Source organism: Oscillospiraceae bacterium NTUH-002-81 (assembly GCA_032620915.1).
In the GTDB taxonomy this organism is placed as follows: domain Bacteria; phylum Bacillota; class Clostridia; order Lachnospirales; family Lachnospiraceae; genus JAGTTR01.
Genome location: CP136052.1, coordinates 2,093,399 through 2,111,871 on the forward strand (window position 1 = coordinate 2,093,399; position 18,473 = coordinate 2,111,871).

At 52.0% G+C, this 18,473-nt stretch carries 22 protein-coding genes, 2 pseudogenes and 1 riboswitch; of the genes and pseudogenes, 5 read left to right on the plus strand and 19 right to left on the minus strand.

Going from position 1 to position 18,473, the window contains the following annotated elements:
- Positions 1–3: 3 nt before the first annotated feature.
- The 11 genes and pseudogenes from RJD28_10160 to RJD28_10210 all read right to left on the minus strand — a co-directional run bounded on the left by RJD28_10160 (position 4) and on the right by RJD28_10210 (position 9,454).
- A complete protein-coding gene (locus RJD28_10160) occupies positions 4–1,413 on the minus strand; it encodes a 2-isopropylmalate synthase (protein WNV56703.1) in 1,410 nt (469 codons plus the stop codon).
- Between the two features lie 141 nt (positions 1,414–1,554).
- Entirely contained in the window at positions 1,555–2,238 is a 684-nt protein-coding gene (locus RJD28_10165) for a DUF1653 domain-containing protein (GenBank protein WNV56704.1), read from the minus strand.
- 50 nt (positions 2,239–2,288) lie between these two features.
- Positions 2,289–2,508: pseudogene (locus tag RJD28_10170) on the minus strand (hypothetical protein).
- Positions 2,501–3,388 carry a S8 family peptidase gene (locus tag RJD28_10175; GenBank protein ID WNV56705.1) on the minus strand — a complete coding sequence of 296 codons (888 nt, stop codon included), beginning with the start codon at positions 3,386–3,388 and terminating at the stop codon, positions 2,501–2,503. The pseudogene RJD28_10170 and the gene RJD28_10175 overlap by 8 nt, the downstream one beginning before the upstream one ends.
- Before the next feature lie 188 nt (positions 3,389–3,576).
- The gene (deoD, locus tag RJD28_10180; GenBank protein WNV56706.1) at positions 3,577–4,284 is read right to left on the minus strand and encodes a purine-nucleoside phosphorylase; all 708 of its coding nucleotides are present in this window, start codon (positions 4,282–4,284) and stop codon (positions 3,577–3,579) included.
- Positions 4,285–4,350: 66 nt separating this feature from the next.
- On the minus strand, positions 4,351–5,034 hold the full coding sequence (locus RJD28_10185; protein ID WNV56707.1) for a YdcF family protein: 684 nt from the start codon (positions 5,032–5,034) through the stop codon (positions 4,351–4,353).
- Entirely contained in the window at positions 4,958–5,227 is a 270-nt protein-coding gene (locus RJD28_10190) for a hypothetical protein (protein WNV56708.1), read from the minus strand. The genes RJD28_10185 and RJD28_10190 overlap by 77 nt, the downstream gene beginning before the upstream one ends.
- 146 nt (positions 5,228–5,373) lie before the next feature.
- Complete coding sequence (locus RJD28_10195; protein ID WNV56709.1) at positions 5,374–6,228, minus strand: EAL domain-containing protein; 855 nt, start codon at positions 6,226–6,228, stop codon at positions 5,374–5,376.
- 10 nt (positions 6,229–6,238) lie between these two features.
- Positions 6,239–7,516, minus strand: a complete 1,278-nt coding sequence (locus RJD28_10200; GenBank protein WNV56710.1) for a response regulator — start codon at positions 7,514–7,516, stop codon at positions 6,239–6,241.
- Positions 7,517–7,691: 175 nt separating this feature from the next.
- Positions 7,692–8,237 (minus strand): methylated-DNA--[protein]-cysteine S-methyltransferase, encoded by a 546-nt coding sequence (locus RJD28_10205; GenBank protein WNV56711.1) that lies wholly within the window; start codon positions 8,235–8,237, stop codon positions 7,692–7,694.
- Entirely contained in the window at positions 8,228–9,454 is a 1,227-nt protein-coding gene (locus RJD28_10210) for a hypothetical protein (protein ID WNV56712.1), read from the minus strand. Before RJD28_10210 ends, RJD28_10205 begins: the two co-directional genes overlap by 10 nt.
- A 267-nt stretch (positions 9,455–9,721) precedes the next feature.
- On the opposite strand from RJD28_10210, the gene RJD28_10215 reads away from it, so the two are divergent.
- Positions 9,722–9,949, plus strand: a complete 228-nt coding sequence (locus tag RJD28_10215; GenBank protein WNV56713.1) for a chorion class high-cysteine HCB protein 13 — start codon at positions 9,722–9,724, stop codon at positions 9,947–9,949.
- A 78-nt stretch (positions 9,950–10,027) separates the two neighbouring features.
- Here the strand turns inward: RJD28_10215 and RJD28_10220 are convergent, their stop codons facing one another.
- Genes RJD28_10220 through RJD28_10230 form a run of 3 tightly spaced genes read right to left on the minus strand, consistent with a single transcriptional unit; the run spans position 10,028 to position 11,724 of the window.
- On the minus strand, positions 10,028–10,240 hold the full coding sequence (locus tag RJD28_10220) for a hypothetical protein (GenBank protein ID WNV56714.1): 213 nt from the start codon (positions 10,238–10,240) through the stop codon (positions 10,028–10,030).
- Between the two features lie 22 nt (positions 10,241–10,262).
- Positions 10,263–11,600, minus strand: coding sequence for an MATE family efflux transporter (locus RJD28_10225; protein WNV59603.1), 1,338 nt, complete (start codon positions 11,598–11,600; stop codon positions 10,263–10,265).
- Entirely contained in the window at positions 11,518–11,724 is a 207-nt protein-coding gene (locus RJD28_10230; GenBank protein WNV56715.1) for a hypothetical protein, read from the minus strand. The genes RJD28_10225 and RJD28_10230 overlap by 83 nt, the downstream gene beginning before the upstream one ends.
- A gap of 99 nt (positions 11,725–11,823) precedes the next feature.
- Positions 11,824–11,936, plus strand: a riboswitch (THF riboswitch).
- Between the two features lie 68 nt (positions 11,937–12,004).
- Here RJD28_10230 and RJD28_10235 point away from each other — a divergent pair.
- On the plus strand, positions 12,005–12,568 hold the full coding sequence (locus tag RJD28_10235; GenBank protein WNV56716.1) for a folate family ECF transporter S component: 564 nt from the start codon (positions 12,005–12,007) through the stop codon (positions 12,566–12,568).
- Between the two features lie 7 nt (positions 12,569–12,575).
- Here RJD28_10235 and RJD28_10240 read toward each other — a convergent pair whose 3' ends face one another.
- Positions 12,576–12,785: a hypothetical protein gene (locus RJD28_10240; GenBank protein ID WNV56717.1), complete on the minus strand. Its 210-nt coding sequence runs from the start codon at positions 12,783–12,785 to the stop codon at positions 12,576–12,578.
- Positions 12,786–12,869: 84 nt separating this feature from the next.
- Here RJD28_10240 and RJD28_10245 point away from each other — a divergent pair, with 84 nt between their 5' ends.
- Both RJD28_10245 and RJD28_10250 read left to right on the plus strand, forming a co-directional pair.
- Positions 12,870–13,397 (plus strand): hypothetical protein, encoded by a 528-nt coding sequence (locus RJD28_10245; protein WNV56718.1) that lies wholly within the window; start codon positions 12,870–12,872, stop codon positions 13,395–13,397.
- Positions 13,366–13,650: a hypothetical protein gene (locus tag RJD28_10250; GenBank protein ID WNV56719.1), complete on the plus strand. Its 285-nt coding sequence runs from the start codon at positions 13,366–13,368 to the stop codon at positions 13,648–13,650. Before RJD28_10245 ends, RJD28_10250 begins: the two co-directional genes overlap by 32 nt.
- 120 nt (positions 13,651–13,770) lie before the next feature.
- Here RJD28_10250 and RJD28_10255 read toward each other — a convergent pair.
- From RJD28_10255 to RJD28_10270, 4 genes and pseudogenes are all read right to left on the minus strand, one after another.
- Positions 13,771–13,914: pseudogene (locus RJD28_10255) on the minus strand (AAA family ATPase).
- A 415-nt stretch (positions 13,915–14,329) separates the two neighbouring features.
- A complete protein-coding gene (locus RJD28_10260; protein ID WNV56720.1) occupies positions 14,330–14,506 on the minus strand; it encodes a sortase B protein-sorting domain-containing protein in 177 nt (58 codons plus the stop codon).
- Entirely contained in the window at positions 14,448–16,091 is a 1,644-nt protein-coding gene (locus RJD28_10265; GenBank protein ID WNV56721.1) for a hypothetical protein, read from the minus strand. Before RJD28_10265 ends, RJD28_10260 begins: the two co-directional genes overlap by 59 nt.
- A 137-nt stretch (positions 16,092–16,228) precedes the next feature.
- Positions 16,229–18,127 (minus strand): AAA family ATPase, encoded by a 1,899-nt coding sequence (locus RJD28_10270; GenBank protein WNV56722.1) that lies wholly within the window; start codon positions 18,125–18,127, stop codon positions 16,229–16,231.
- A gap of 92 nt (positions 18,128–18,219) precedes the next feature.
- Between RJD28_10270 and RJD28_10275 the strand changes: the two genes are divergently transcribed.
- Complete coding sequence (locus RJD28_10275) at positions 18,220–18,450, plus strand: hypothetical protein (protein WNV56723.1); 231 nt, start codon at positions 18,220–18,222, stop codon at positions 18,448–18,450.
- Positions 18,451–18,473 lie beyond the last annotated feature (23 nt).

Here is an 18,473-nt window from a genome sequence, read left to right on the forward strand (position 1 = left end):
CACTCACTCTGTCTGTTCTCCTTCCACGATGGTCACGCCCAGTTCCTGACAGACCCGATCGATGACAACCTCCAGCTCCTCATCGGTAATGGCAGTCACACGGCCGCCCTCATACTCGGCGTCCACCCATTCTTTTACTTTTGCCACCAGCGGAGACGTCTTACTTACCTGCCGATCGCCTTTCAGATGATAATAGGTGTTCATCCAGTGGGCAATGCCTGCCAGACCGGAAGTATTGGACACAGCCACCAGTACCGGCCGGTTCAGGAACTTTTCTGTATCAAAAATGTTATAAATTTCCTCGTTTTTCAAAAGACCATCCGCATGAATGCCCGCCCGGGTCACGTTAAAGTTCTTGCCCACAAACGGCGTCCGTGGCGGCAGGGTGTAGCCAATCTCTTTTTCGTAATACTCTGCCATCTCGGTGATCACCCGCGTATCCATGCCATCCAGGGTGCCGCGCAGCTGGGCATACTCAAACACCATGGCCTCCAGCGGGGTATTGCCGGTACGCTCGCCGATGCCGAACAGGGAACAGTTGACACCGCTGGCGCCGTACAGCCATGCGGTGGTGGAGTTGGAAACCGCCTTGTAAAAATCATTGTGGCCGTGCCACTCGATCCACTCGGAAGGCACACCGGCATGGGTCGTCAGGCCGTAAATAATGCCCTGGACAGAACGGGGGATCACAGCACCCGGATAATTGACGCCGTATCCCATGGTGTCACAGGCACGTACCTTGATGGGCATGTTATACTCCCGGCTCAGTTTCATCAGTTCACAGCAGAACGGAATCACATAGCCGTAAATATCCGAACGGGTGATATCCTCCAGATGGCACCGGGGAATGATACCCGTCTCCAGGCAGTCACGGATGACGCTTAAGTAGCTCTCCATGGCCTGTTTTCTCGTCATTTTCATCTTATAGAAAATATGGTAGTCAGAACAGCTGACCAGCACGCCGGTCTCCTTCAGTCCCAGGTCACGGACCAGTTCGAAATCCTTCTTGCTGGCCCGGATCCAGCTGGTGATCTCCGGGAACTGGTATCCCCGCTCCATACATTTATAAACCGCATCCCGGTCCTTCTTGCTGTATAAGAAAAATTCGCACTGGCGGATCTTGCCATTGGGGCCGCCCAGGCGGTGCATGTAATCATAAAGAGTCACGATCTGCTCCGTGGAATACGGGGCTCTGGACTGCTGTCCGTCGCGGAAGGTCGTATCCGTGATCCATATCTCCTCCGGCATATTGTGGGGCACAATACGGTCATTGAATGCAATCTTCGGGACTTCCTCATAAGGAAACAGGTTGCGGAACACGTTCGGTGTCGGCACGTCTGCCAGATAATACATATGCTCTTCGAGTTCCAGTAAATTCGTCTTTTTGTTAAGCTTCACAGGTCTGTTTTCCACTGCAGCCACTCCTTTGTATCTTAGATGTGTATAATTGTATACAATTATACGTTATCCGTCAATACTAAATTTTTATAGCAACATAAAATTATTCCACGCGAATATACGAACGCACTGTACTCAAAAAATGCAGCTGATGGATCATCTCCACCGGCTGCATTCATATTTTTTCTGTGTGGCCAGATTATCCCGGATCAGGGAAAAGGCCTCTTCGATTGTCGTATCGCCCAGCGTCACATCCAGGGAAGCCGCCACGGCATTGAGCATGTGCATGTCGGCAATACCCTCCATCTCGTCAAAGATACCAAGCCGCTGATCGTACGTCTCCGCATCCAGAAACTTCATCAGAAGGGGATGCACCGCGCCAATGTCCTCGCTGTCCCCGCTGTCGGCATGATCCGCTTTCGCATCCTGCACTTCGTTTTCTGCTGCGGATATCTTCCCCTGTGCTGTGCTTTTTCCTGTATTCTGGTGCATTGGGCCACCTGTTTTCCGGGCCCCCTCATCTTCACCAGCTTTTCCTGCGTCTGAGAGCATTCCCGCTTCCTGCGTCTCTGTCCGTCCAGCAGCATCCGTCTCCGCCCGGCGCAGTACCACCTTCACAAACCGGAACTTCTGCTGCACCTCCGGGTATTTTTCATGATCCACCTCGCTGATGAACTCTTTCAGCGGCCGGACATATACCTTGAAATCTCCGTATAACGCCTGATAGACCACCAGCGGTTCTTCGGTGTTGGCATCCACCGCCAGATGCAGTACCTGGTACAGACGATTTTTAAAATGGCGGTAAAAGCCGCCCACCACGGGCATTGTATTTTCTGCCATGTATTTTCCTCTTTTCTGCTATAATATATACGATGCTAGGGTCAAAAGGTCTAAGCCCACATGAGCTTGCTCATAAGTGGGTGAAAGACCTTGGGACCCGCCCCCGATATGAGCATAAAAGCGGGATGATAATCCCACGATATGCGAATAGCGAGGTGCTATGTGCCGGTGGCACATGTTTAGCACCGACCGAAGCGGAGCGGAGACCGGATTGTGGGAGTGCGTGGCACGGAACAATCCGCAGGCATCAACATCATAATGTTTATCTATCCTCTAGCAGCCGATCCACCCGGATGCCGCCCCAGGTTCTCCTCTGGCTGCCCCGGGAACGGATATCGTTCGGAATCGGCAAAGCCCGCTCGTACAGCCGCATCTTCACCGCCCGGTTATTAAGATCCGGAAATGCCTCCAGCAACAGGGCAATGCAGCCGCTGACCACCGGGGCTGCCATGGACGTACCGCTTCTTCGCATATACCCATCTTTATGATTCCGGCAGCTGACCACATTGGTTCCCGGCGCCAGGATCTCCGGCTTCACAATACACTCCTCCGTGGGCCCCCTGCCGGAATAGCCATAGGGGCTCTGCTCCAGACTGCCCACCGTGATGATCTTCCGGCTCACGCCCGGCACCGTGATGCTGCCCTCCCCGGGGCCATTGTTGCCCGCCGCGGCCACCACCACAAGGCCGGCGTCCCACAGCTGCTCCGCCGCCCGCACCAGCAGGTCATCCTCCCGGCGGCGCTCTCTTGCCACCGCGCCCACAGAGATATTAACGATCCGAATACCATATTCCTCATAATGGGCCAGCAGCCATCTACAGGCCTCCACCACCGTCTCTGTCTTTCCGCCGCCCTGTTCATCCAGCACCTTCAGACAGGTCAGCCGGGACAGGGGCGCAATGCCCATATACATCCCTCCGGACGCCTGCCCGCTTCCGGCAAGGATCCCGGACACATGGGTGCCGTGTCCATGGTCATCGTAGGGCTCTTTTCTCTGATTGACAAAATCCACAAAACCGGCAATATTTGCCGAAAGATCGGGATGCCCTGCCCAGACACCAGTGTCAAGGACGGCAATCCCGATCCCTTTGCCGAAAATATTTCTGCTGTAAGCGTAGGCAGACCGCAGCAGTGCATGTACCTGGTTCATCTTGCCTCCGGGTTCCTTCTCTCACTGCTATAGTATGCCGAAAATCCCAAAACGCCTGTCGCTATCTTACCAATTCTTCCTCTTCATTCGCATATCATCACATGTCCCAATTTCTTTCGCTCACTTACATGCAAGCATGTGTGAGCTCAGATCTTTGCACTCTGATTTCCTCTCATCTGGCTGCCGCACTACAGCGCGATGGCCGTCTCCAGTGCCGTCGTCATCATGTTGACAAAACCGGTCTCCCGCTCCGCTGCCGACATTTCCTTATGGTTCACCATGGAATCCGATACGGTGAAAATGCCCAGCGCGTTCACACCGGCCCGGGCTGCATTGCAGTACAGGGCAAAGCTTTCCATCTCTGCACACATAATGCCCATCTTCGCCCAGATCTTCCATTCTTCTGTTTCATTGTAGAAAATATCAGAGGAAAGGATGTTGCCCACCCGATAAGGATAACCGTGACGGGCTGCTGTCTCCTGTGCGATCTTTAAAAGCGGATAAGAAGCGATGGCAGAGAACGTGCCAGGCAGCTGATACTGATGCGCATAGTTGGTGTCTGTGCTGGCACCGGCTGCCATGATGATCTCACCAAGCTCAATATCCTCCTGCATGGCACCGCAGGAACCGATGCGGATCAGATTCTCCACGCCATACATATGAATGAGCTCATAGCTGTAAATACCGATGGAAGCGCAGCCCATGCCCGTTCCCATGACGGATACCTCTTTTCCCTCGTACGTTCCTGTATAGCCAAACATATTTCTTACTGCATTAAACTGTACCGGATTGGTCAGAAAATGCTCTGCAATGTATTTTGCCCGCAGCGGATCGCCCGGAAGAAGTACCGTTTTCGCGATCTGTCCCTTCTCTGCGCCATTATGTGGTGTTCCCATAAAAAACTCCCCTTTCTGATAAATGCCGTCTTCGACGTCGCTTCCTTTTCTTTTGCGCTGATACCATCATAACACATTTCCTCTGAAAATTTCTACCGTAAACGTCATAAATTCCCGCACCATGTAATGTGGAAGCATCCATCCGCCAAAGGGCGCTGCGATGCCGCACACCTGCGTAAATCCGGCACTTTTCGCCAACAGCAGGGAACGGAAAATATGAAAATTGCTGGTGACGACGCCCACGGTCGCTCCGTCCTCCACCAGCGGTCTGGAATACTGAAAATTCTCTGCCGTGGTGGTGGCCTGTTCCTCCAGTGTGATCCGCTGCCGGGCGATGCCCAGTCCTTCCAGCGTGCGGGCAATACATGCTGCCTCACTGATCCGGCCGCCGCCCAGCCCCCCGGTGGCAATGACCTTCGTCTCCGGATGGTTTTTCAGATAATCGTATGCGGTGAGAATACGCTGCTCCAGCGCCGGGCTTGGCTGTTCTCCCACCACGCCTCCGCCCAGGATGATAACATAATCCAGACTTTCCTTCGTCGCGGTTCCAGTCTGTCCGTCCACTGCCTTTTCATCTGCCGCTTCCGCAGACGGGAGCACCATATCCGGCACCTCTGCTGCACTTACTGTTGTATCCGGTGCAGTCTGCGTCATGCCCCAGACCACACCGATCTCAAACAGAAAAAATGCCAGGAAAAGCAGAGCCGTAAGCCCCGCCGCGATTTTTTCCGGCCAGATACCAGAAGCCACCGGTCGGCACTTTGGAAAGCAGCATGGCCGTTCCAAAGCAGAGCACGGAAAACAACGGCCACACCCACAGCCCGGAGGTGTCAAGGCCACTGACCAGAAGGCATCCCATGTAGTAAAACAGGCTGCCGCACCCGGCGGCCACCGCCAGCCACGAAAATCTCCCTGCCTTCTTTTTCTCTATCAATTCCGGCATTTTCTCTTCTTCTGCAAAGTCCAGCCGATCCCTGCGCCAATGGCCAAACCAGCCAGGCTGCCCAAAGTCTCATGTAGACTTTTCCCAATGAAAAATCCGATCACAGCGCCTGTATACCACTTGCATATAACATCCGATAGCGTCATTTACATCATCCTCTCCCGCTGCTGCACATACGCGACGAACTCCTGCTCCGGCATGGGTTTCGCATAATAGAAGCCCTGTACCGCGTCACAGTTCAGGCACTTCAGGATCTCCAGCTGCTCTCCGGTCTCCACGCCTTCCGCCACGACCTTCATCCCCAGCAGCCTTGCCAGCGTGATGACCTGCTCCACCAGCGTTCTTCCCGTCTTCTGGCACACATCATCGATCAGACTCTTGTCGATCTTCAAAGTAGAGAACGGGAACTGGTTCAGGCTGATCAGAGAAGAATACCCGGCGCCAAAATCATCAATGTGCAGCTGGAACCCGGCATCTGCCAGCTTCCCGGTGGTCTCTTTGATCCTGTCATTGTAGATGGCCGCCGACTCTGTGAGCTCGATGGGCACACAGGAGAACGGAATGCCGTTTTCTTTTACGATCGCGATATACCGCTCTGCCACGTCCCCGTGCAGCACACTGGATCTGGAAAGATTGATGGAGATCGGCAGAAGTTCCGCCCCTTCCTCCATTTTTCTTCTCTGCACGCGGCATACCTGGCGGAACATATACTCATCCAGCCTTACGATCAGCCCGTCCTTTTCATAAACCGGGATAAAATCTCCCGGCGGGATCAGCGCTTTTCCGTCCTTTTTCCAGCGGACCAGTGCCTCTGCCCCGATGATACGCTCCGTGGCAATATCCACCTTCGGCTGATAGTAGACAACAAATTCCTCTTTTTCCAGCGCGGTGTCAAAACTGTTTTCGATCATCTGGATATACATGCGTTTTTGTGCCATTTCTTCTGTATAATATGCCACATCGCAGCAGTCGTAATGATCCTCCACGGTTTCCAGCGCCATCGCCGCAAAATCACAGATGGCGGAAAAAGGGCAGATGTTTGTCTATATTTTCATATACACCATATTTGACCTTCCACTCTTTCATGGGAGATTGTTCTGCGATCTCATTGACAACATCTTCCATCTTGGACATGCTTACCTTCTCTGTCCCCCAGAGCAGGCACAGGAAGGAGGAAATGCCCTTTCTTCCGACGATTCCGTGTTTCTCCGTATCATTGTAGGCGGATGCCAGATAACAAAGCATCTCGTCCGCTTTTTTCGCTCCATAAATACTCTTTAGCATCTGAAAATCCCGGATCTTTGCGATCACCAGATGCATCGGGACATCAGCTTTTGCCTTCAGGAGCAGTCTGGCATAGTGCATAAAAGCCTGCTCCGTATAAAGCCCTGTCAGCTCGTCGTGCTCCACGGCAGCAAGGGTCAGGGCCGACTCTTTCAGCTTGATCACATTGCCGATTCTTCCCCTGACGATATCCGCATTGTACGGTTTTCGGATAAAATCAGACGCCCCCAGATTCAGGCAGGTCAGCTCTGCGTCCGCATCGTCATTGGCGGTGATCACAATGACCGGAACCGAGGATAACAGCATATCCTCCCGGATCCGTTTCAGAAACTGCGGCCCGTCGCACACCGGCATCTGCATGTCCAGCAAAATCACAGACAGCTCTTTACAATTCTGTTCCAGTATCTCAAAACCGACCTTGCCATTTTCCGCAGTGAGGATCTCGTATCTGTCCTGCAGGATCTCTCGCAGCATTTCCCGGTTCAGCGCGTTGTCATCAATAATCAGAAGCTTTCGTTTTCCCGCTGTCATCCCCGACTGCACGATCTCTTCCAGTTCATTTCTTCTGACATCGGCATCCTCATTGGCAAAAGCAAACACGATCCTTCGAAACGCATCCGCCCCGCCGATTCTGGCACATTTCATATAATAATACGAAATCGCGCCCTCCCGTTTCACCCGGTAATGCACGGTAAACTGCGGCACCTGCCGAAGCTGCGCACATACATTGTCAAAATCCATGACTGACTGCATTTTCTTCTTATCCTCTGAAAATACATTCGTCTCAATGTAATTCTGGATCGCGGCTTTGTATGGCTGCTTCTGGTGTAAAACTTCCTTTACCCCAACCTTCTCATTCTCGTAACGGTAAATCTCTATGTTCTGACTTTCACAGTCAACCAGATAAATATTGCTGAATTCATTTCCCAGGACACCGATAATGTCAGCAATTCCCAATGTTTCTTCCGCTTGCCCCTCACGCTTTTCTGCAGAAACATGGTTCACTTATCATCACTCCCTGTTAAAATTTTATCTTGTATATTTAACATACGACAGTATATCATAAAATAAAACAGGCAGCCATAGGCAATATCCGTATTATTTCATTTACTTATTTTTTCATCCCGATCAGCAGCAGCCACCTCCAGGGCGAGCTCCGTTCCAGTGGCTCCGATGCTGCCTAGAGCGCCGTCCCCCTCTTCGGGAGAAAGAAACGGCTCATATCGGTGTGCTCCAGCTCCAGCAGCGCCACCTTTTTGCGGATGCCTCCCGCATACCCCGTCAGGCTGCCGTTTGTTCCCACCACCCGATGGCAGGGAATGATGATGGACACCTGGTTGTGCCCCACGGCCCCGCCCACCGCCTGGGCAGACATATGAGGCATGTTCTGCTGATTGGCCATCTGTCCGGCAATCTCCCCGTAGGTCATCGTCTGCCCGTAGGGAATCGTAAGCAGAATCTGCCAAACCGCCTGCCGGAATGCCGAACCTGCCGGATGAAGCGGCGGCGTGAACGCAGGCTCTTCCCCGGAAAAATACCGATCCAGCCACTGCTTTGCCTCTGTCAGAATCGGTGTTTCCTGTGAAATGTGCGCCTCAGGCAACGTATTGGCAAAATATTTCTGCCTCTCGAACCACAGTCCCGTCAACCCGATTTCATCCGCTGCCAGTAAAATATTGCCCAGCGGCGATTCATATGTACAAGTAGATACGCATTTTATGTCCATTCTTTTTTCTCCAGCCACACGGCAACACCCAGATGCACCAGACACACGGCTGCGCCCAGCACGAACACCCACTCCGGTCCTACGAATTTCCAGACTGCGCCCAGCAGACCGGAGACGGTCACTGCCAGCACATGATCCACGCTGAGGCCGAAGGACAGATTTTCCATCACATCTGCCGGGGAATCACTGAGCTTTTTCATCAGCATCACATGGACGGCGTTGAAATGATCTGCGATCATGATAAAAATATAGGCGGTAAACGCAAAGAGCAGCTCCGTCGTTCCCGTAAACCGGCCGGTTGTGATCCCGTGCACCGCCCATGCCGCATATAAAAAGATGGCGCCGATGGAAACACTTTCCAGCACCAGGCCCTTTTTCACACCGTACCGATCCAGGAATTTTCCGATCTGCGGCGCCACGATGCTGCTGCAAAAATGTGCCACAATCCCGAGAAGTGCCACCGTATCAGCTCCCATCTCCAGGAGTTCAATGATAATCCACGGGGCAAACACCAGACGCATCCGCTTCTGGAAACCGTAGACGCCGGTCACCACATAGTACGGAATGTACTTTTTCTTCACCGGCAGCCCTTTTTTCTTCTCATCATGCTTTCGGATATCAAGGGACGGCATTTCCCGTTTCAGTCTGACCAGAAAAACCAAGGCTACCGCAGCAATGACAAATGCCAGGCAAAAGGACGGCAGGATCCCTTTTCCCGGACGGAACCAGAAAAATCCGTACCGGAAACCGATAAAAACAAGCAGGGACGCTGCCATGGAACCCATCGTTGCGTAGCCGCGGTATTTTCCCAGAAAGGTGCCCGTCTTCCCCTCATCGGCAAGATCCATGGCGAGCGCATCCCGGATCGGCATGGTCAGATGATCGCCCAGCGAATAGACAAATACAAAAAGCTGCATGAGCAAATAGCCCGGAGACAGTACGCCCAGCACGAACATTCCCAGCCCGTACAGGCAGAAGCTGATCATGGCCAGGGTCACATTGCCGCAGCCGGACAGTGCTGCGATCACCAGAACACCCACCACGCCCGGAAGCTCTCTGGGAATCTCCAGCAGGCCCCTCTGCACGGAATCCACCAGGAAGACACCCTTGAAATAATTGGAAATGATACTGCCGCCAAAGCCGACGGCAACCGTGAATAAAACAAAGGCAATGAGAAACAGCCGCCTCGCCTTCTCTTTTTTCATCTGTTCTGTCATTCTTTTTCCCCTCCATGCACAAATATTTTATGTTCCTTATATTATAGCAAACGGGCCATCATTTCCTACCGCGTGGACGGCAGAACCTACCAGTCCCGAACACTCATACAGGTACCTATGGCCGCAAATATCAGTTCGCCCGTATCTGTCCGCTATGACAGACAAGATCCGGAAAGGCGAAAAATCCATATAAGATCCAAAAATCAATGACAAAACAGCGACCGCCGCATATCCTATACTGTAATCAACATTCGGAGGTACTTTCTTATGAGCGATTTAACAGCTACCAACTGCGGATGCGGGTGCGACGGCACCTCAAACAACTCCATCATCTGGATCATCCTTCTGTTATGCTGCTGTGGCGGATGCGGCAACAACGGCAATGCATTTGGCGGAGACAGCTGCCTGCTGCTGATCCTGCTTCTGTGCTGCTGCGGTGGCTGCGGCAATAACGGCGGCTTCTTAAATGGCGGCGGCTGTGGCTGCGGATGCTAAGCAATTCCCTGAAAAATCATTATTTTTCCTGCCAGTAGTTTCCCGCTGCTGGCAGTTTTTTTCTGTAAAAACACGGTGTCAGAGAATAAACAGCACGATCACCCCTGCGATAATGAGCAGCGGAAATGCCACATACAGCAGTCCGCCTACCACCATGCCGATGAGAATAACCGGAAACAGAACCACGGTGCACAGAAGCTTCATGATGCCCCAGGAGGCTCTGACGCCGAACACGAACAGCTTCCAGATAAAGCCGATCATACAGATTGCAAACAATAACAGGAAAAACATAGTTTACTCCTTCTTTCTTCTATCAGGAAAGCATCCCCTGTACGCTCCTGCTGCAGCTTCGGTAAATCTTCCGGAAATACAGCGCCTCTGCGATGCCGGTGATCGTCCAGGAGAAAATGTACAGCAGATACAGGGAGGTAATGGTTCCAAACCAGGCAAACACCGTAAAAATCCAGGCCACACGGAAAACGCAGGAGCCCATGATCACGATTACTGTGGGCACCAGGCCGCGCCCCAGACCCCGGGAAGCAGAAATGCTGTTGTCCATCAGTGCGGAAAAACCGTAGGACAGGCCCATGACCGTCAGCCGGTAAAGCCCTGCCTCCTTCACGGCCTCCTCCACGGTAAACAGCGACAGGAACGATCTGCCGAACAACACCAGCGTCAGCCCCATGCCAAGGCCAAAGGCAAAGGCATAAAAAGTGCTGATGAAATACGTCTTTTTCACCCGCTCCATGTTGCCCGCACCGTAGTTCTGGCCGATATAGCTGCCGCAGGCCACATAAAAGGCCTGCATCACATCATACACCAGCGCGTCCGCATTCTGGGCCGCCGCGTTGCCGGACACCACTGTGGCACTGAAGGTGTTCACGCCAAACTGGACGAACAGATTGGCGATCTGGAAAATCGCATTCTGGATGCCCGCCGGAAGTCCCAGTGTCAACAGCAGCTTTGCTTTTTTCCTGTCTATTTTCAGTTGCTGTATATGCAGGGCATGCGCTGCATCCGTCCGGGCCAGCGCCAGTACGATACATACCGCTGACACATACTGGGATGCCACACTGGCAATGGCAACCCCGGCCACATCCATGCCCACCACCAGCACAAAAAACAGGTTCAGAATGATATTGAGCACACCGGAGCAGGACAGGAACATCAGCGGTTTTCTCGTATTCCCTGCGGCACTGAACACAGCGTTGCCAAAATTATATACAGCCAGCGCAGGCATACCGAGAAAATAGATGCGCAGATACAGAAGCGCCCCATCCATCAGCTCTTCCTTCGTCCGCAGCAGCCGCAGGATCGCGCCGCTTCCCAGCTCTCCCACAGCCAGAACCGCAATTCCCACGATCAGGCACAGAAGCAGCGCCGTATGTACGGTACGGCTGATATCCTCCTCCTGTCCTTTTCCCATGGCCTGGGCAGTGATGACATTGACTCCGCTTCCCACACCGATAAGAAATCCGGTAAACAGCGTGACCAGCGTAGCGGTGGAACCCACCGATCCCAGCGGGCCGGCGCCTGCAAAACGCCCCACCACTGCCAGGTCTGACATATTAAATAAAATCTGAATGACGTTGGATGCCATCAGCGGCACACTGAAAAAAAAGATGCCCTTCCAGAGGGATCCCTCCGTCAGACTTCTCTCCTGTTTTTTCATAGAAATCATCCTCTTTTGCGCCAGCACCGGCTGACACTTTCTGCTGTTTTTTATAGAACTTTTTCATTATAGCATGACCCTTTGTAAAGTCAATTCCTTCCATAGGAAAATCGCTCCCGGTTTCCATGAAAAAAAGATTCGCATTTCTGTGTGCAAAACATTGACAGCCACCCCCGCACGTGCTACGATACACGCAAGAAAAAGCAGAGTAGATATCAGTGCGTTAAGTGCTGCCGGAACGGGGAGTTGACCGGCGGACGAAAGGAACTGGATGGAACATCCAATCCTGCGGTACTGAATTCGCATCCCGCTGCTGCACTGTTTGGGCATCTCCTGAATTGCTGTAGCAACAGATGAAAACAAAATAGGAGGTGTCTTTTTCTATGGAAAAAACTGTCAGTCTTTTTACCCGTTCCATGCATGACTTCCGCAAAACCCGCTGTCTTGCAGTGACGGCCCTGCTCATTGCCATGAACGTCTCCCTGGATCTTCTGGGACTCTCCATCAAGATCCCGCCGAATCTGCGGATCGGTTTTGGTTTTCTGTGCAATGCTTCCATCGGTATGCTCTTCGGCCCTGCCGTAGGCATGTTCAGCGGCATCTGCACCGATGTGCTCGGCTATTTTGCCGGAAATATGTCCATGGGCGCCTATTTCCCGGGATACACCCTGACCGCCATGGTGGCCGGGCTCATCTGGGGCTTCTGGCTGTACCCGAACAAACCGACCCTGCCCCGGATCATCGGCGCTAAGGTATGCATTAACCTGTTCTGCAACATCGGTCTGAATACGCTGTGGCTGACTATCACCGGCGGCAAGGCCATGTCTGTGCTCCTGGCAGCCAGAATTCCCAAGAACATTCTGATGCTTCCCATCGAGATCCCGCTGGCGTACATTGTTTTACGGCAGGTGTCCCGGATTTATCAGTATTCTTTTAAAGAAAACTAAACAGTCTTTATTTTCCTCCGGTTTTCGCGCTCCCCGCCTGGCCGGGGGATTTTTTCTGCATGTCTGCTGCGGCGTCCTTTCTTTGTGAACGGTATCGGTCTTCTCCTGTAGCCTCCCATGGCTGCCTGTTCATCCGTTCCCTGCGCCTTTGTTTCTTCTGCATACAATTCTCATCTATTTCATATACGGCATTGCCGTCAATGATCAGCTTTCCCACGCTTTTCACCTCCTGTTTTACTATATGAGGAAATTTTGGATCGGCCCGCACATATACTATAGGAAAAAAGAAAAAGGTGACCTTATGTCTGAACATACCTTTCCCGCCATGACCCCGGTGGATGCGCTGGTCAGCGACGACAGCCTGCAGGCCATCAAAGCCTGCATCCCGTTCTTTGACTTAAGCGAGCAGCCCGCCCTCCTGGCCTTTGCCAAATTCATGGAGTTCCGAAAATCCCTCCAGCTGGCCCGGGAGCAGAAGGATGAACTGGCAGCCTGCAGCATAGAACCGTCCATGCGCACACCTGCCCATATGCTGAACGCCATCAAGGAATACTGTACCAAGGAGCAGCGCCGTTCCATTGAAAGTCTGATGAACGCCATGCAAATGCTGCAGCTCATTCAGATGTTTCAGATGCCATCCCCGGATGCATCCCGCTCTTCTGCCCAGGATCCCATGGAGCTGCTCTCCGGCATGCTCTCTGATGACCAGAAAAACCTGTTCCGTCAGTTTTCGGAAACGGTACAGCAGCAGAACATTTCCGCTGCACCGCCAGAAATCACAGAAGGAGGTGAACGCCGTGGACCAACCTCAGATGCCGTGGCTCGATGATCCCGCCCTGGCCGATATCGAACCGGAAAAACTGCAGATGCTCATCCAGCTCTATCAGCAGGCGGAAGGAAAATCCATGCAGGAGGCACTGCCCTTTCTGCTTGATGCCGCTTCCCGGATGAAGCAAAACGGCACTGCTTTTTCCAGTGCCGAATTTCATGTGATCTTTGAAGCATTAAAAACCGGGAAATCTCCGGAGGAGATCCGACGGATGAACCGGCTGATCCGGTTATTCTCTGGAATGCAAAGATAAATAAGCAGGAAGCAACAAAACAAAAGGAGCAGCCTTTCCGGTGTATCCAGTTAAGAAAACATTCTAAGGCGAGAGAGAAACGGTATAGCTTCGGCTATGCCGTTTCTTTCATTGTTAGGGCAAAGCGGCAAGAGAAAGCATCAGCTTACTCTTGCCGTCTCCGGGGTCGCCTTGCAGCAGTGTGACCTTGCCGAAAGGAATATACGGATACCACAGCCAGCGCACCTCCTTGGGTATAATCTCGCTTGCCTTGATGATTTCCAGCTTTGCGGGAATGTTGTTTGGATAGTCTGTCATTGTCTTGTTCTCCTTTTCGATAGATAGTGCGGGCATTGGATAACGGTGGCACGGAAGCTCTGCTTGCAGCTCCTTTTGCATTTCCTGCAAAGCTCGTTGTATTTCTTCCTGCCACGCTCATCAAGAAAGAACGCCCATTCTCTCTTGAGGTATTTCGGCATACGGGGCATAGCGGGCACCTCCTTTTCGCTGCCGAATTGCCGATTTGGTCCCGAAACGCAGAAACGCCCAAAACCTGACCCCGCTGTATGGTTTCGGGGCGATTTTGGGCGTTTTCTTTCGATATGAGCGGCTTCATATTGGCGGCGGTATCCTTACCGTCCGTCATTCACAAGTCGCTGTTTGTCTTGCTCGGAAGATGGAGCAAGGGAACGCTATTCAATTATCTGTTGTACTTTTTCTTCCTGCTTACAACCGTTGTGCCAATGGCTGCACCGCCGCTGATGAACAACAGGGCAATCCACAGTGCAAGGTTGCTTGTATCGCCGGTCTGCGGACTCTTATCGGATGTTCCCGGTTTGGTACTGGCAGATTTTTTTCTCAAGAGCAGCAATCGCATCTTCGATAGTCTTTGCCATCTTGTCTACTTCGGATTGCTCCGTAATATTTTTACCACGGACAACAGCCTTGACAGCAGCTTCCACACCGGAGAAATCCTTGTAGTCATTCTTGTTTAGTGCATTTGCTTTGGCAATGGCTGCATCAACCTTGGTGTAGTCGGCGTCCTTGTATTGCAGGACAGCAATCGCATCTTCGATAGCTTTCGCCATTGCATCAACTTCGCTCTGTTCAGTGATGTTCTTGTCACGGACAACAGCATTGACGGCAGCTTCCACGCCGGTGAAGTCCTTGTAGTTATCCTTGTTCAGTGCATTTGCCTTGGCAATGGCTGCATCTACCTTTGTGTAATCGGCATCCTTGTATTGCAGGGCAGCAATGGCATCTTCAATAGCCTTCGCCATTGCATCAACCTCTGTTTGCTGGGCTTTACTTTTTGCTCGGTCAACAGAGTTAATGGAATCTTCTACCGCAGAATAATTTGTATAAAGGCTGCTATCAAGAGCCGTTGCCCTTGCGATGGCTGCATCGACAGCTGTGTAATCAGCGGGGATGTTATTGTCATCCCACACAAAAGTTGGATGACCGATTCCGGCAACCCATTCAACGCCCGCACCGGCATTGGTTTGCAAGCCAGCAAGGACATCTGCGGAGGTGAAGTTGGAGACAGCAGTGCCGCACGATGACTGGTCAAAGGTCGGGTCGGCACCCGCAGTACCTGCATCCCAATCAACCACCAGCTTAGCAACGGCTAAGTAATTGCCTTTATTATCAGGATATGTTTCTTCATCAAGCGTTACACCATCAGGAGGGGTATCCGGCCAAATGCAGTCGGTAACATGGGTATTTACAACAGCTGTAATCCAAGTGATATTGCCAGGCTCAGCGCCAGTGATGTTTTTTGTTGCAACTATGCAATTTTTGATTATTACGCCAGGCTTGTTCCCAGAGAAGTTTTCAAAGTTTGCACCGAGAATACCACCTACAGCTGAATAGATATTATTGCAGGAAACAGAACCACCAAACCAGCAATCAGTAATCGACGAGCTGTCCGCAGAGTTTTCCCACTGACCAATCAGCCCGCCAACGGTATCAACATCATCTTCATTGGACTCTGTACTGATAACCGTGGCGTCTGAGCCACAGCCTTTTACCTGTGTACTCCAAGTGCATTGACCAATCAGCCCACCAACGAACTTGCTGCCAACATTGTTTTCTATTTTTCCGCTTGTGTAGCAGTTTTCAACGGTGCCGCCATTGACCCAATCTGCCAAAATGCCGGCAAGTAACGAACCATCATTTGAGGCAATATCAGCGTCTATAACAAGTAAATTCTTTAATGTACCACCGTCAGAAACAACTCCGAAAAGTCCATTTCGAACAAGTTCGTCCCCAGTATAGTGATGGTACAGATTCATGATTTTATGATGTTGCCCATCAAAGGTACCAGCAAAATGTCTGACAAAGTTGTCACCATTTCCAATGGGGGTCCACTGGGTGCCGGATAAGTCGAGGTCATTATCTAAGTAAATCGTTTTTCCTCCAAATAATACAGGTGTAGCTTTGTCATTGACCAGCTGTGCCAAGCCAGCCAGCTGTTCAGCCGTTGAAATATGGTATTCCGAAGCATGAAGCGTTTTGTCAAGTGCTTTTTTGAGTTATTGACGCAAATTATCGTGAAAGTGCGAAAGTGCAAAGTGCAAAGGGTCTGCGTTTTGCACTTTCAGCTTGCGGGTTCGGGCGGCTGCTTCTTCTTGATGAAGTTGTACCATTGACCGCCGACACGCCTTGCGCCTAAAATGCCGCCCATGTTGCGCTTGGCGTTCTGTACTGTCCTTTCGGATATTCCGGCTTCGGCTGCGGCTTTTACAATGTCCTCGCTTGCAAGCTCTTTCCCATCTGCAAGCAGTTCAAGTATCAGCCTTTCCGCTTGCTCGGTTTTGGTGGCGGTGTTGCCGCCCGCGCCGGACAGCAGCTCGTCGGCGGTTATATCGTATTCGCCTATCCACGAAAAGCCCGTTTCCGGGTCAAGGCAAAAGGCAACGGGCTTTCCCTCCGGCGCAAGGGAAGATTTGTCATGGACGATAACGCGCACATTCGGTTCTCGCTTCACGCGCCCGATCAGCAGGACGCTCCTTGCTGCGGCACGGAAGTCGATAGAACCTAAGCCCCGGTATGCGCTCTGCCCTCCGGCAGCTTTGTTCAGGTGTCCGATAAGGATAACGGCGCAACCGGTACGTTCCGCGACTTCGGCAAGGCGGCGGAAGATAGGGCGCACTTCGTTAGCTTTGTTCATGTCGGCTTTGTCGCCCATGTACGCCTGTATGGGGTCAAGGATAATCAGCCGCGCCCCGTTCTGCGTGATTGCTTTCTCTATGCGCTCATCGGACAGGGTAAGCTCCCGCTTGGCTTCATCAATCACAAGCACCCGGTCAAGGTCGGCGGCGGCTTCTATCAATCGAGGCTTGACGGTATCGCCTAAACCGTCCTCGGCGGTCTGGTAAATCACTTGAAAGGGCTGCATGGGCTTCATGCCCGGAAGCGTTCCCCCGGTGGTGCAGGCGGCGGCAAGGCGTAGGGCAAAGGTGGTCTTTCCCTCACCGGGGTTGCCCTGTACTATGGTTACTTTCCCAAAGGGGATATACGGCTCCCATAGCCATTCAACGGTCTGTGTGTCAACCTCGCTCATGCGGATAATCTCAACGGTTTCCTCCTGGGTTGGCTCTTTCACGCCGTAAATCGCTTCCCGGATATACTTCCCGTCTGTGATTTCTGCCCGGTGCTGCAATACCTCGTTCCAGTCCTTGTAAAGCGGCACAAGGCGGTGGACGGTCAAGCCCTCCGGCACAAGCTCCGCAAGGCGGCTGCAAGCGTCGTTTCCGGCTTCGTCGCTGTCAAGGCAGAGGTAAACGGTCTTGATGTTCGGACGGTCAGAAAGGAAACGAAAAAGAGCTTTCTCGCCCACGCCGCCCAATGACAGGTAGCTTTGCTTCTGCCAATCCTTTTTGAACAGGCAGAGGAAAGAAAGTAAATCTATCGGGGCTTCAAAGACAAAAAGCCTTTCGCCCTCGCCCCGATAGGAGAAATTAAAGGCTTTGTCGCTGCCTTTCACATCAAGCCGGAAGCTGCCCGTTGTTCCTCGTTGGTGGGCGTACCTCGGTATGCCGCTTTCGTCGCGCCCGACAAATACGGCGTTGTGGTGGGCGGCTTCCTCGTAAATATCCCCGTTGGAAAAGAAAAAGCCCGACACATCTTCATCAATGTGCCGGGCGGCTGTGAGGTATTCCCTCGCTGTTTTGTTGTCGGGGCTGCGGGGCGGTAAGCGGAAGTCAGAGAGGGGCGTGGGGCAAGGGCGGTCTGGCGGTGCTGCGCCTTTCTCTCCTGTAAGAAGTTCAACGGCTTCAAGGAAGCTCTTGCCGTAAAACTCCATAACAAAATCCACCGGGCCGCCGCCTTTGCTCTGGCTGTGGCGATACCATTTGTTTCCCCGGACGGTCAAGCTGTCGTGCCGCTTCCAGCGGTATTCGTTTCCGGCGCGGGTAAGCTGCTCGCCCTGTGATTGCAGGAAAGAAACAAGGTCGGCTTGGTTGGCGCGGTCTATTTGTTCTTGGGTGTAATACATGGTTGATACCTCGCTTTCTGTGGTTGAATTGTTCATAGGTTTTGAGTATAATGAAATCGACAAATCGGGATTTGGCAAAGGAGTGTGATTGTATGAAAAAGAAATTCTTTGTGGTAATTGCAATTATAGCTGTTTTAGTAATCCTATTAACCCCTGTTCGTATGAACTTAAAAGATGGTGGAAGTGTTAGGTATAAAGCATTAGTGTATGAAGTTACAAAAATACACCAACTTGCACCAGAAGTAGATGGTGTAAAACCATATATTGATGGATTCGAAATCAAAATACTCGGAATGACAGTTTATAGAGAAACAAACGAATAGACAAATTCCAGTTGAACAAAATC

Bases quoted from the DNA above. Each gene is read 5' to 3' on its own strand.
- deoD (WNV56706.1), bottom strand. From the start codon at position 4,284: ATGGGAACACCACATAATGGCGCAGAGAAGGGACAGATCGCGAAAACG.
- RJD28_10270 (WNV56722.1), bottom strand. From the start codon at position 18,127: ATGTATTACACCCAAGAACAAATAGACCGCGCCAACCAAGCCGACCTT.
- RJD28_10205 (WNV56711.1), bottom strand. From the start codon at position 8,237: ATGGACATAAAATGCGTATCTACTTGTACATATGAATCGCCGCTGGGC.
- RJD28_10165 (WNV56704.1), bottom strand. From the start codon at position 2,238: ATGGCAGAAAATACAATGCCCGTGGTGGGCGGCTTTTACCGCCATTTT.
- RJD28_10220 (WNV56714.1), bottom strand. From the start codon at position 10,240: ATGTTTTTCCTGTTATTGTTTGCAATCTGTATGATCGGCTTTATCTGG.
- RJD28_10235 (WNV56716.1), top strand. From the start codon at position 12,005: ATGGAAAAAACTGTCAGTCTTTTTACCCGTTCCATGCATGACTTCCGC.
- RJD28_10230 (WNV56715.1), bottom strand. From the start codon at position 11,724: ATGGAAGGAATTGACTTTACAAAGGGTCATGCTATAATGAAAAAGTTC.
- RJD28_10190 (WNV56708.1), bottom strand. From the start codon at position 5,227: ATGCCGGAATTGATAGAGAAAAAGAAGGCAGGGAGATTTTCGTGGCTG.
- RJD28_10275 (WNV56723.1), top strand. From the start codon at position 18,220: ATGAAAAAGAAATTCTTTGTGGTAATTGCAATTATAGCTGTTTTAGTA.
- RJD28_10215 (WNV56713.1), top strand. From the start codon at position 9,722: ATGAGCGATTTAACAGCTACCAACTGCGGATGCGGGTGCGACGGCACC.
- RJD28_10260 (WNV56720.1), bottom strand. From the start codon at position 14,506: ATGCGATTGCTGCTCTTGAGAAAAAAATCTGCCAGTACCAAACCGGGA.
- RJD28_10245 (WNV56718.1), top strand. From the start codon at position 12,870: ATGTCTGAACATACCTTTCCCGCCATGACCCCGGTGGATGCGCTGGTC.
- RJD28_10195 (WNV56709.1), bottom strand. From the start codon at position 6,228: ATGGCGCTGGAAACCGTGGAGGATCATTACGACTGCTGCGATGTGGCA.
- RJD28_10210 (WNV56712.1), bottom strand. From the start codon at position 9,454: ATGACAGAACAGATGAAAAAAGAGAAGGCGAGGCGGCTGTTTCTCATT.
- RJD28_10175 (WNV56705.1), bottom strand. From the start codon at position 3,388: ATGAACCAGGTACATGCACTGCTGCGGTCTGCCTACGCTTACAGCAGA.